We start from the raw sequence: 12,560 nt of genomic DNA on the forward strand, positions 1-12,560 counted from the left end.
ACTTTGTTTTCCAGAGCACGGTCAAAATTCTGTTTGGCAAAGGTCAGATTGCCAACATTGCCCAAGGGATCCCAGCCAGTGTCAGTGTGCTATTTAGATTGCTTCACCTGCGATTCTAGAATCACCCCATAGAGTGGACTCGATCGCATCAGTTCTTCATGAGTTCCTTGGGCAACTAGCCGCCCTTTGTCTACTAGGAAAATTCGATCCGCATTTTGTACGGTGCTGATGCGTTGGGCTACGACAAATGTGGTGCAAGCTTTTTGCTGCATGAGGTCATCTAGAGCTGCCTGAATTTGGGATGCAGTCTGTGCATCAACAGCAGAGGTGCTGTCATCCAAAATTAGAATGCTGTAATCAGTTAACAGGGTGCGGGCGATCGCAATTCGCTGTTTTTGTCCGCCCGATAGCCCGACGCCGCGTTCACCCACGATCGTTTCGTAGCCGTCGGGCAAAGCCGTAATAAAATCATGCATTTGCGCCGCTTTTGCTGCCTCAATCACCTGCTCTAACGTAGCGCTAGGTTTAGCGTAAGCGATATTTTCGCGCAGGGTGCCGGAGAAGAGCGTTGTTTCTTGAAACACAATGCCAATGCGCGATCGCAAGCTTGCTAACGTGAAATCTCGCACATCTCGCCCATCAATGCGAACTGATCCTGCCGTGACATCATAAAAGCGCGGGATCAGATTCATAATGGTGCTTTTCCCGGATGCGGTCATACCCAATACCGCAATTAGCTCTTTGGGCTTCGTTTCAAAAGACACTTCTTTAAGCGCTTCTGTCGTTGCGCCAGGATAGCGGAAGGAGACATGCTCAAAGGTAATCCTACCTGCACAGGTGTCAAAGGGAAGGGCATTGGGGCGATCGCGGATTTCAACCTCAGCATCGACGACTTCATAGACCCGCTCGGCAGAGGCGGCAGCTTGGGCGATCGCTGGAGCAGCAAATCCAATCAACAGGACGGGCTGGAGAATCAGCAATAGGTAAGAGTTAAATGCCACCAATTCTCCAACTGAGAATTTACCGTCAATGACTTCGCTGCCGCCGTAGCCAAATACCGCTAGCGTGACCAAATTGCTGAGCAAAAAGATGATTGGAAAGGTGCTACGGATGGCACGAATTGTTTTCATGTTAACCGCCACGAGAGTATCGTTCATGGCGGTATAGCGTTTTGCTTCGGCAGATTCTCGCACAAAAGCTTTGACGACTCGAATACCAATCAAGTTTTCTTGCAGGACGGCGTTGAGATCACCAAGCTGTTCTTGCACCTGACGAAAAAGTTCACCGTTTTGGGTGAAGAATCGTGCCAGTAGCCATCCGGTCATGGGAATGACGGTTAGGGTAATGAGTGCGAGCTGCCAATTCATAATCAGCAGAACAATCGCAATACTGATGAGGGTGACGATTGCGCTGATTACCTGGATCAAGTTTGTGCCGACGAAGGTGCGAATCTGCTCGATGTCGCTGGTGACACGGGTGAGAAGTTGAGAGGTTTGTGCCTGATCGTGGTAGCTAAAGCTGAGGTTTTGAATTTTGCTGAAGATTTTGTTGCGCAGATCGTAGGCAACACCTTGGGAGGCAGCTTCTGCCCAAAAGCTTTGCCCGAAGTTGAAGAGTCCACGGGCGATCGCGGCAATCACCATTGCGCCAGCGCTATACAGGACGATCTGTAGGTCTTGTTTGGCAATTCCCTGGTCGATGCCCCAACGAAAGAGTTGTGGGGTGATGGCGTTTGCGACTGTCAGCAAGAGTAGGCTGACTAATGCGCCTAATGAGAGCCAGCGGTAAGCGTTTAGGCTTTTGAGCACTCGCTGGAGCGATCGCATGGATGAGTCTTGGGGTTCAACCTGGTTTACCAAAATTCAGCCCTTTATTTTGAAGAATGGCTTTTAAAAAGCATATCTCATGAGTCAATGGCTCTCAAAAATATCTGCCTTGTTTAGACGTAAAAGCGGTAGGGCTGGTTGGTCGACAACCTGGCGGAGAACAACTAAAAGCCGTGGAATCTTCCCCAGACTCCTTCTGTGTAAGACAGTGAATGGGTGGTATGAAGCGCTTTGCCGCAGTGGCAATCGGGCGTTTAAGATTTACGCAAAACAAGGCGCAGTTACGCGCCCTGTTTTATGATTTATTGAGTAATCGAGGGTAATCCACTCAAGACTTACTTGTCGCCAACTTGCAGAGCAGAGTTTGACTGAGCAACAGGCTGATCCAATCCTTTTTTGCTGACAAAGTATTGGTTCAAGAACGTGGTGGCAAGCGATAGCACAATGGGAGCTAAGATAATGGCGAGTAGCCCATGTACGGCAAAGCCAGGAACTAGAAGCGATGCTAGCCAGAAGCAAACGCCATTAACGACCAGAGAGAACAGACCTAGAGTGAGCAAATTGATGGGCAGCGATAGAACTGCTAGCACGGGTCTGACGGCACCGTTAACAAATCCGATCGCCACTGCTGCTAGCAGCGCAGCTGGGAATGTTGCAATGTCTACACCTGGAACAGCAAGGTCTACAATCAGTAAACCTAAAGCACTAATGACCGTCGTTAAAAAGAATCCAAACATGATTTTCCTCCGTAGCTTATGTTAATTTATTTTCATCTCATTAAGAATCAGTCTCTGACTCTCAATGAGATGAATCGTGGAACTAGACTGAGCCTTCCTGCTGATTGACTTTTTCTTCATGCTTGGCGATCGCCCAGACAGCATGAATCACGCCTGGAAGCCAACCTAGAATTGTCAGCAAGATATTGATTACCAGTGTGGTGCTGAGTCCATAAGTCATGAAAACACCAACCGGGGGAATGAGAATGCCGAGAGCATAACGAACGAGTTTCATAAAACAACCTCACTTTTGAATGAACAAACTATACGTTAGTTGAAACTTTAGGCCTATCGACTTTGAGATCAGACCAGCCCTAGGTCGAACACAGTGACAAGCTAGACTTGCGCTAAACCGCTAGAGCTTTGCAGCAGCAGTGTGCAACATCTCCTTCAACTGTTGCCGAACTTGCTGCTCTTTCTTCGCCAGAGCCGTTCCTGCTTCACCCACCTTGGTTTCAACCTTGGCTTTCTCGTGCTCCCACACTTCAGGGCTTGCAGCGTCTGTGGTTTCAGCCTGAGCTTTGCTGGTATTGTACCAACCAACTGCCTTACTGAAGCCTTGCTTCACAACTTTGACAACGTTCGCCAGCAAAGCTTTTAGGCGAATTGAAGAGTCCGCTTCAGGAGCATCTGCGGCTTTGCCATGAGCACTGTTGAGATCTTCAGAAATGGCGGAAAGCGTATCTTTGGCGATATTGCTCACTTCACCTGAACCTTCTTTGACCTCAACTATTGCTTGGGAAGCAGCATTGCGGAAAGCCTCTAAAACACGAATAACTCTGGGCTTTCCAGTTGCTTTGGCTTTCTCAAAATCAGTGATGAGACGATCTTTGAGAGAATTGGTCATAATTTACCTTCCATGTAAGTCTAAAAACGTGAATCTACAAAGCTTGCAAATTCAAAAAAGCAGAATTGAACAGTGAGCCATTAAGACCGAAGTCGCAGCGATACGGGAGGACATCTATAGAAACGATCTTGTCCTATCCGACCGAATTTGAGACAGTAGTGGAAACCGTAGCAATGTTAGCATCAGCACTGAGATCCTTCACTCTGCGAAGGTTGCGCTGTTCTAAAAGCATCTGAGAAACCTCGCTGACTAATAGCGTCGCAATCACGCCATCATCCAGCCAGCCCACGACAGGCAACATGTCAGTAATCAAGTCGACAGGGCTGAATAGATATAGAAAACTACCTAAAATAACCAGCCAGCGATACTTGGGGTGACGCAAAATGGAACGGTACCAGTTATAAAGCGGTTGAACTAGAAATTTCATTGCCCTGCCTTTTGACTACAAAATTATCATCGCAAATCCTTCAAAAAATTTCTGGTGTGGATAACCCATTATTTAGTCGTATCATTCCCACTCCTTAACCCAAATACCTGTCTACGTCTGCGTTGCTCTACGTCTATGTTGCTCTATGCTGCGATCGCCCAGCCTACGCGTTTCCGTAACTCAGTAACGCGATCATCTCTCCAGATATTTGTATATGGAACTATCTAAAGAGGTAAAGTGCAACAAGTTGCTCTCATTGTTCAGCTACGAAGGCATCAGGCGATCGCTCAATCCAAGCCTTCACAAGAATCCTGTAAAAGTAGCCGTAAAAAATATGCAGCTCAAACACTGCAATAAGCTCTTTGAGCTTGATGGTGGCGCGATCGCCCTCAGCATCCTTCAAAAGTAAGAGGAGGAAAGACTTTATTTTTCCTAAGATAAGCGAGTAAGTCTTGAGAGCAAATCTATGGTAGCTGCCCAAAATACCTCCGCCCGCAAGATTCGTTATGCCGTTATCGGTCTAGGCTGGTTTGCTCAGGCTGCTGCCCTGCCCAGCTTTGTTCATGCTGAAAATTCAGAACTTGTGGCGCTTGTCTCAGATGATCCCGAAAAGCGTGAGCAACTGAGCAAGTTGTACAACATCCAGCACACCTACTCGTATGACCAGTATGATAACTGTCTGAAGAGTGGCGAAATAGATGCCGTATACATTGCTCTCCCGGATCACTTGCACTGTGAGTATGCCGTGCGTACTGCTAGGGCGGGCATCCATATCTTGTGCGAAAAACCGATGGCAGTTACCGAGGAAGAGTGTAAAGCAATTATTCAAGCTGCTCAAGAGAATCGTGTAAAGCTCATGATTGCCTACCGCTTGCATCTGGAAGAAGCTAATTTGCAGGCTGTTGAAACGGTACGATCGGGCAAAATTGGCGAACCGCGCATTTTCAATTCATTGTTCACGCAGCAGACGGTAGCGGGTAACGTCCGGTTAGACAAAGGTAAAGGTGGGGGTACATTAGACGACATTGGCATTTACTGCATTAATGCGGCTCGATACTTATTTCAGGATGAGCCGATCGCTGTATTTGCAACCAGCGCTACCAACGGCGAAGAACGCTTTAGTGAAGTTGCTGAAATGACGACAGCAATTCTGCGCTTCCCAGGCGATCGATTGGCAACGTTTGTTTGTAGCTTCGGAGCTGCAAGCATTTCAGCCTATCGAATTGTGGGTACAAAAGGCGATCTACAGGTTGATTTGGCATACAGCACTCATGGCGAAATCAAGCATACGCTGACCGTTGGCGGTGAAAAACAAGAGCGATCGTTTGAACCCCACGATCAGCTTGCGGCAGAGTTTGTTTATTTCTCAGACTGTATTTTACAAAACAAAGAGCCGGAGCCATCTGGAGAAGAAGGGCTAATTGACGTTCAGATCATTCGGGCGCTTTACCGATCGATCGAGACAGGTAGTTTTGTGCAAATTGATACGCCTAATCGTCAGCAGCGACCTACTGCTGACCAGACCATTGAGATTCCTCCAGTTCAGGAGGCCGTTAAGCTAATCAATGTGGCTGATCCATCTGGTGGATCGTAGGATGAGGTAGCTCAAGGGAATGGGTCATCTAGAATCTGGGTCAAGGTATAGCAACCGCCAAGGCGGTTAGGACAGAGACATTTTTGGTGGGGTGCTTCGCGCCACCAGAAATGTCCTAAGCAAACTGGCGATCGCCACACTGCTGCTCTGCCGACCAACGCTGAAGCGATGATTGGATACTACCCAGAGTCGTTCAACCCTCTTGTTCAATTGGTAGCCTTGCACGCTCGGAAGGGCGACTCTATGGTAGACCAATTGTCATTAAGCACGGGCGCATGAGGGGGTACGATGGCCCATCGACTAGTACCCAGTAGCAAGTTGATGCGTAAAGTGTCTCGGATCTCATTAGGGCTACGCAGCCTACGGCTTTGCCCAAGGCATCGGATCGATCGCCTCGAAAGTGGTCGTCATCTTGTGAGGGGCATTCGTCTCCAGCGCATTCTGAATTGCCAGCACAATCTCATTATTGTGTAGAGAGAACTGAGTCGAAAGACGGCAAGGACGCTGCTCTCGAATTGCGGCTGCCATCTCGGCTACGCCCCGCGCAAAATCCATTTGCTGAGAGCCTTTGTTAAAACGACCTGTCGGCTTTTTCACCAGCGGATAGCGTCGCTTGAAGGGGCTGATGAACACTTTGCGACGAATTTTAACCATTCGCTGAATGTGGACAGGCGCGCCATAATACCAACAGTCGTCGATAGACAAAATGCCATCATCGCCAATAATTTTCAGCTCATGGTCATGCGGAGCGATAATGCCACAAGTGAGACGCGCCACAACGCCCGACACAAACTTGATGCAGGCAACTGAAAAATCAGGGGCATTCACGTCTAAGGGCACGTCTGTTTGCTTATCGGGTACGAGGCAAGATGAAAAAGCGGTTACAGATTCCGCTGGCCCAAAAAATGCCGTCAGCCAAGTCGTGTAGTAGCCCGCATGTTCCAGAGTACAGCCCACCTCAAACTCATCTTTGTAGGGCCAGGGCGTTCCTGACTCGCTCACCCACTTCTGGTAGGGCATCTTGTGAACCAGCCCATCATCCATTTCGGCGTAGACCAGCCGCACCTTGCCAATCTGCTGCTCCCGTAGCGCCTTCCAGACGGTCTGTGCTGTCTCGCTCAAGACATTGCAGGGAGCCGAAGAGAAATACAAGCCCTGCCGCTCAGCAATGTTCACGAGATCCTCAGCCTGCGCCATCTCCATCGCAAACGGCTTCTCGGAGTAAACATGCTTGCCCGCCTCTAGACAGGCTTTGGAAACCTCGTAATGGCTTCTCGGATTCGTCAAGTTCAGAACGATCTCGACGCTTGGGTCTGCCAGAAGCTCATCTAGCGTCGGATAAATCTTGGAAATAGAGTAGTGGGCAGCAAATTTTGTGGCACGATCGCTTACTCGATCCATCACGCCAACTAGCTTTAGCTCAGGATGATTGGGCAGAGTTTTGAGGTAGTAATCTGCGACAAAGCCGCACCCAACGATCGCAATCCGCATCAAAATTCTCCCGGTTTAGGAATTTCTAGAAGTTAGTTCAGCTTATACAGATCGGGTAGTCCTTAAGGGGTGAAGATTTTTTGTTGCGTGGGCTTTGCTCACGCAACAAAAAATCTTCACCTAAATACCACTACCCAGATCGCACGAAGCCAACACATCATCCATCAAGCTAACCGAAGCTTTGGAGAAAATCCACTGAGAGTCAAGCAACGTAAAGCAAACGAGAAGACTAGGGCTGACTTTGAGGATTCTGCGAAGATTCTGCAAAGATTCCCAAGGCTATAGACTCAGCGATCGCTCCGAGCCGCTGGCAGCTTGTACCAGGGCAGATGCGGGTATTCGTGGTGCTCCCAATGGTAGCCAAAATGATAGCAACTCAAAAATGACCAAAATATAGGATAGCTGCTGCTGACTGCATGATGAGGATTGTCGTACCCTTCTGCCTGTTCTCGGTGAGGCAGATAAGTCCCAAACACAAAGAGCTGCATTGAGCTAAGGACGATCGGCAATACCCAAAACAGAAGCAAACTGAAGCCTGAGATATGCAATCCCATGCGCAGACCATGAAAAATAACGGTCATGCCAATGAGCAAAACCCACTTCTGTCGGATGTCTAGGTACCCATTCATAAACTTGAAGTACCAGGCAAACATGCCGCTGTGGATGCCATCATGAAAGTCTGGATCGCCCACCTGTCCGGGCTGACCGTGATGTTCCCAGTGCTTAAGGAAATACTTTTTATAGGGCAGAAGAGCATACAGCGTGATGGCGATCGCTCCCATCCAGTCATTCACCCGCCGATGCTTGGGCATGACCGTACCATGAATGGCATCGTGAGCAATAATGAATAGACCTGTGTGAATAAAAGTCCGACCGAGGATAGCGGGAACCACCCAGATGCCAGGAATTGAAGCTAAATTGAGCGAGAGCAGAAAGACAAGGCTACCTAGCCAGAGGCACAGAATGGTTGAAGCAGCCCAAATCCCAGCATAGGGTTGAATTGCAAGATGAACGAAAGTCGCAAAATCTTTGGAGATTGTTTGCTGCGGTTTAAGATAAGGCTTGTACAAACTTGCTCCCCGAAGAAAACTGCCCAAAGCTAGACCACTACAGTATAAGTTTGAAAAGATTTATTAAGATCAGCTTTTTGAAGCATCTCTTGCGATCTGGGACTGGCAATTTTAGGGGTTGCCGGATCGGTAACACCTGTACGGGTAACGCATGGCACAAGTAAATGCATGGCACAAGTAGCAGACTGGTGGCAAGCGACTTTTCCGAAAGGTCGGCAAACTCTCAACATCCTAGATGCTGGCAACCGCAAGGTGGCGATCGCCTATGGAGAGATTGGCTCAGGACAGCCGCTGTTTTTACTGCATGGCATCGGCAGCTGGAGCTATAACTGGCGCTCGTGCGTTGCTCGACTGGCGCGATCGTTTCGGGTGATTTGCGTAGACGCGAAAGGCTACGGCTTTTCTGAAACGCCGCCGCCGCCCGAAACTATGGGACATCAGCAGATCGAATTAGTGCGCATCATCCAGGCTTTGAGCCAACAGCCTGTAGCTATAGCAGCCGAATCTTTGGGGGCGCTGACTGCTCTGGCGGTTGCCCAGACTCATCCTGAGTTAATCGATCGCCTAGTGGTGATCAATGTGCCAATTTTTCCAAAAAAGCTGCCCAGTGAGGGAATGCGATCGATCGTTCGTTTGCCGCTATCGCTGATCCGATGGGTAGATCAGAGTCGCCTGATTCGGCTCTTCGCCCCCCTAGTTCGCTATGGGGCACATCGAGTCCGGCAAGAAGTGGTAGCCGATGCAGCCGCCATCACAGCAGAAGAGATCTACTGGCTGACCTATCCCTACCTGAATGTGCCAGGAACCTTAACTCAATTTGCCACCGATCTGCATTTAGCCGCAGGTGAAATTGATCGCCTTCAGGCTCCACCCTCCTCTCACGCGCCCCAGCCCAATCTGATTGCTCACATTCAGCAGAACCTCGATCGCATTACCTGCCCTACCCTAATTCTTTGGTCAGAATGCGATCGATGGTTTCCAGTTGAAGATGGCGTAGCGCTTCAAGCTAGATTACCCAATGCACGGCTTCAGATTATTCCTGGATGTGGTCATGTGGCTTCTAGCGGCGATCCTAAAGCAGTGAGTGCGGCAATTCTAGAATTCTGTGGCTTTGTCTAGAATTATTGCCCGAATTATGGCTGTTGCCAGTTTGCTTGGGACATTTTGGACGATTCGCGCCCCACCCAAAATGTCTCTGTCCTAGCCGCCTCGGCGGTTGCTATGGTGCCCAGAAGCAAGCTATTGCCGCCATGCTTGAGGCTGGACTCGTGCTTGAGGTTGGACTAATTGGACTAAAGAGATAGAAAAAGTTTGTCAAGAGGCGATCGTAGGCATAAGGTTCAACGGTTGGCTGTCGTTGCCTCCAGATGCGATCGCCGAGTTGAACTTGATACCAATTTAAGACCCAAACAGGGCAGATGATTTTTGAAGATGTCAGCGTGCGTTCAATTGAGGCGGTAGACAAACTTAAAAGCCTAGTGCTGGATAGGAATCTGGATCACAAATTCTGTTCCCTGATTAGGGTTCGAGAAGCACTCAAGCTTACCGCCATGTTTCTCAACAATGATTTGGTAGCTGATGGACAGCCCCATACCCGTTCCTTTACCAATCGATTTTGTCGTGAAGAAAGGGTCAAAAATCCGTTCTTTCTCTGCTTCAGGAATACCCGGTCCATTGTCAACGATCGCAATTTCCACCCACTGGCGATCGATCATGGCTGTCCGAATAGTAATCTGATTGGAATTTGTCTTGATGCCTTGCGTGGTTTGGTTTGCATTGGCATCTTTCAGCGCATCAATAGCATTTGTAAGAATATTCATTAGCGCCTGGTTCAGCTGTCCGGGGTAGCACTCCACCAACGGCAACTCGGCATAGTTCCGAACTACCTCAATGGCAGGATGTTCAGGGCGTGTCTTGAGCTGGTGTTGCAGAATCATTAAGGTGCTATCAATGCCTGTATGGATATCGACCGCCTTAAAGTCGGCTTCATCCATGCGGGAAAAGTTACGCAGTGATAGGACAATTTGACAAATGCGATCGGTGCCTAGTTTCATTGAATTGAGAATTTTAGTCAGGTCTTCCTGCAAAAATTCCAGGTCAATTTTTTCTGCTTCCACTTGAATTTCTTCAGCAGGATTCGGGTAATGCTTTTGGTAAAGTTGCACATAGTTCAACAAATTCTGGGCATGATCCTGCACATAGACAAGATTGCCGTGGATGAAGTTGACCGGATTATTGATTTCATGGGCAATGCCAGCCACCAATTGTCCTAAGCTAGACATTTTTTCACTCTGGACAAGCTGGAGTTGGAGGCTTTGTAGCTCTTGAAGAGTTTGTTGCAGGGCTTGAGCTTGCTGCTTGAGCTGAGCTTCAGATTCACGCAATTGCTGAGCTTGTGCATGGGCTTGCATCGCACTCTGCTCGGCTTTGGTGTAGAGGTCTGATTGTTGGATGGCAATGCCTAACTGACTGGCTAGGCGACGCAGCAGATTGCCTTCCTCCCCTTTCCAAACCCTTGGGCAACTGCATTGATGCACAATCAGCAGTCCCCAGAGCTGATTACCCATAATGATCGGCACAATCAGATTAGCCTGTACCTGCAACCGCTGCAAGAATTGAAGGTGATCAGAGTCTAGACCTGCTTCAACAACATTGTGGATTGCCCTGATTTCACCGTCTCGGTAACGTTCCAGACACTCCCTCGGAAAACAATTATCCGCCGCTTCTCCGATGGTGGGCAACCAGGATTCCGCCACATCTTCCAGGATGACCTGTCCGCGCCAATTGGGATCAAATTGATAGATCAATGCCCGGTCAGTCTCAAATATCTTACGGACTTCAGAGACGGCGATTTGCAGAATCGTAGGTAGATCCAAAGATTGTCGAATTTGGTTTGAGAGATGATTCAGGAGTTCTTCTTGTGTCGCTAAGTCTCTGAATTTAGCTTCGGATTCTTTGAGGCGGTTTTCGGTTTGCTTCAGCTCAGTAATTTCGCTAAATGTGCATACCATCTGGGTGACAGAGGTATGGGCTAGCTGCAAAGGCACTGCATTCACCAGTAGCGCAGTAGGTTCTTGATGCGCTGACGCTGCCACATAAACAACTGCATTCTGCACCAGCTGTTTTGCAATGATTTTTTGCAACACGGGCTGAATCGAATCGAGAAGCTGACCCTCTGAAGGGGCAGAATGGGGTGAATCCAGCTGACAGGTCACTGCTCTGTTCCACAAGTGTTGTAATTCTATTTCCGTTGAGAAATTCAACAGATCAAGAGCAGCCCGATTGGATAATTGAACTTGAGCATCTTCCTCAATTACTAACACTCCAACCTGAATGCCTTGAAGGATTGTTTTAAGGTACTTTTGGCTCTCTTGGCTTGCCTGAGCATAGATGATCTGAGCAGACAAGCGGCGATCGAAAAAAGCCGTGAGCAGCGCCAGCCCTAGAATAAGCAGGGTGCCGATTACCACAGCAGCAGCCAGGGAAACTAGATCTTCGGGAGGTTGTAGGTTCGACTCCAGTAAGATATTGGGCAGAGGGCTGAAACATGCGGCTGCCATGCCAATATAGTGCATTGTTGGAATTGCCGCTCCCATGATCATGGCAGCCAGGAGCTTTTTCCAGATTTGATTCGACTTTGTTTCCTCCCGCAATTGAAACACCAAAAATAGTCCGGCAAAGGAGACTGCGATCGCAATCAAAACAGAGAGGGCAACGAGTTGGAGATCATAGTGCATAACTGCTGATGTATGCATTGCAGCCATGCCGATGTAGTGCATCGATACAATTCCCAATCCCATCAAGAGGCTTCCGCCCAACAGTTGGAGCCAACCTAACGTCGGGCGACTGACCCAAAATAGAGCCAGTCCTGAAGCAATTATGGCGGGCAAAACGGAAACGAGAACCGTCAGGAAGTCGTAGTACACGAGAACAGGCAACCGAAATGCCAACATGCCAATGAAGTGCATCGACCAAATGCCAGCGCCCATGGCAACTGCTCCACTGACCAGCCAACCGATTTGGGCACGACCTTGGGTTGCAGTAACTCGCCCAGCCATATCTATGGCCGTGTAAGAGGCTAAGACAGCAATGAGAACGGAAATGGTGACGAGTTGGATATTGTAGTCAGTATCTAAGAAATCAGTCATAGACTTCAGCTAGGCGAGTATGAGCTGGAAAGGGTGCAGATGCTCTGATTCCAACCTTTTGATGAGTCTTTCCTTTGAGAAAAAAGCGAATCGCTCCTACTTATTACCAAAGGGTTCCCGCCCGAAGACGCTAATGAACTCTGCGGCGTCAGGATTATTCTGAGAGAAGAAAGATCTCCAGATTATGTCGTCTAACTCATCAAATGCAGCGGACAGACCACAATGCTTTCTACTTCGCTGTAATTGCTTTGTGCCGCTGATTTGAACGACTAGGCTGCTTTGATGCTAAGACGTCCATCCTTTTCATACTCTTGCTGAAGCCCAGGTTTATAGCGCTACGAGAACGAGTTAGGACATTATTGTAGAGGTAGAGAAGCGTTC

12 protein-coding genes are annotated in these 12,560 nt (G+C 48.6%); 2 read left to right on the forward strand and 10 right to left on the reverse strand.

What is annotated here, in order from left to right; translation table 11 throughout:
- Positions 1-89: 89 nt before the first annotated feature.
- From AC5JMP_RS23195 to AC5JMP_RS23220, 6 genes are all read right to left on the reverse strand, one after another.
- Positions 90-1,826 carry an ABC transporter ATP-binding protein gene (locus AC5JMP_RS23195; RefSeq protein ID WP_495853885.1) on the reverse strand — a complete coding sequence of 579 codons (1,737 nt, stop codon included), beginning with the start codon at positions 1,824-1,826 and terminating at the stop codon, positions 90-92.
- Positions 1,827-2,161: 335 nt separating this feature from the next.
- On the reverse strand, positions 2,162-2,563 hold the full coding sequence (locus AC5JMP_RS23200) for a phage holin family protein (protein WP_495853872.1): 402 nt from the start codon (positions 2,561-2,563) through the stop codon (positions 2,162-2,164).
- Between the two features lie 82 nt (positions 2,564-2,645).
- Positions 2,646-2,837 (reverse strand): YqaE/Pmp3 family membrane protein, encoded by a 192-nt coding sequence (locus tag AC5JMP_RS23205; RefSeq protein WP_495853873.1) that lies wholly within the window; start codon positions 2,835-2,837, stop codon positions 2,646-2,648.
- Positions 2,838-2,957: 120 nt separating this feature from the next.
- Positions 2,958-3,449 (reverse strand): hypothetical protein, encoded by a 492-nt coding sequence (locus AC5JMP_RS23210; protein WP_495853874.1) that lies wholly within the window; start codon positions 3,447-3,449, stop codon positions 2,958-2,960.
- Between the two features lie 133 nt (positions 3,450-3,582).
- Positions 3,583-3,876: a YkvA family protein gene (locus AC5JMP_RS23215; protein ID WP_495853875.1), complete on the reverse strand. Its 294-nt coding sequence runs from the start codon at positions 3,874-3,876 to the stop codon at positions 3,583-3,585.
- A gap of 253 nt (positions 3,877-4,129) precedes the next feature.
- Positions 4,130-4,279 carry a hypothetical protein gene (locus AC5JMP_RS23220; protein WP_495853876.1) on the reverse strand — a complete coding sequence of 50 codons (150 nt, stop codon included), beginning with the start codon at positions 4,277-4,279 and terminating at the stop codon, positions 4,130-4,132.
- A 63-nt stretch (positions 4,280-4,342) separates the two neighbouring features.
- Here AC5JMP_RS23220 and AC5JMP_RS23225 point away from each other — a divergent pair, with 63 nt between their 5' ends.
- Positions 4,343-5,470 carry a Gfo/Idh/MocA family oxidoreductase gene (locus AC5JMP_RS23225; RefSeq protein WP_495853877.1) on the forward strand — a complete coding sequence of 376 codons (1,128 nt, stop codon included), beginning with the start codon at positions 4,343-4,345 and terminating at the stop codon, positions 5,468-5,470.
- Positions 5,471-5,830: 360 nt separating this feature from the next.
- Here AC5JMP_RS23225 and AC5JMP_RS23230 read toward each other — a convergent pair whose 3' ends face one another.
- Both AC5JMP_RS23230 and AC5JMP_RS23235 read right to left on the reverse strand, forming a co-directional pair.
- Positions 5,831-6,961: a Gfo/Idh/MocA family protein gene (locus AC5JMP_RS23230; RefSeq protein ID WP_495853878.1), complete on the reverse strand. Its 1,131-nt coding sequence runs from the start codon at positions 6,959-6,961 to the stop codon at positions 5,831-5,833.
- A gap of 287 nt (positions 6,962-7,248) precedes the next feature.
- The gene (locus AC5JMP_RS23235; RefSeq protein WP_495853879.1) at positions 7,249-8,031 is read right to left on the reverse strand and encodes a fatty acid desaturase; all 783 of its coding nucleotides are present in this window, start codon (positions 8,029-8,031) and stop codon (positions 7,249-7,251) included.
- Positions 8,032-8,199: 168 nt separating this feature from the next.
- On the opposite strand from AC5JMP_RS23235, the gene AC5JMP_RS23240 reads away from it, so the two are divergent.
- Positions 8,200-9,150: an alpha/beta fold hydrolase gene (locus AC5JMP_RS23240; protein ID WP_495853880.1), complete on the forward strand. Its 951-nt coding sequence runs from the start codon at positions 8,200-8,202 to the stop codon at positions 9,148-9,150.
- Between the two features lie 100 nt (positions 9,151-9,250).
- Here the strand turns inward: AC5JMP_RS23240 and AC5JMP_RS23245 are convergent, their stop codons facing one another.
- On the reverse strand, positions 9,251-9,496 hold the full coding sequence (locus AC5JMP_RS23245; protein ID WP_495853881.1) for a hypothetical protein: 246 nt from the start codon (positions 9,494-9,496) through the stop codon (positions 9,251-9,253).
- A 10-nt stretch (positions 9,497-9,506) separates the two neighbouring features.
- Complete coding sequence (locus tag AC5JMP_RS23250) at positions 9,507-12,179, reverse strand: MHYT domain-containing protein (protein WP_495853882.1); 2,673 nt, start codon at positions 12,177-12,179, stop codon at positions 9,507-9,509.
- Positions 12,180-12,560: the final 381 nt, after the last annotated feature.

The organism is Drouetiella sp. (genome assembly GCF_059504425.1).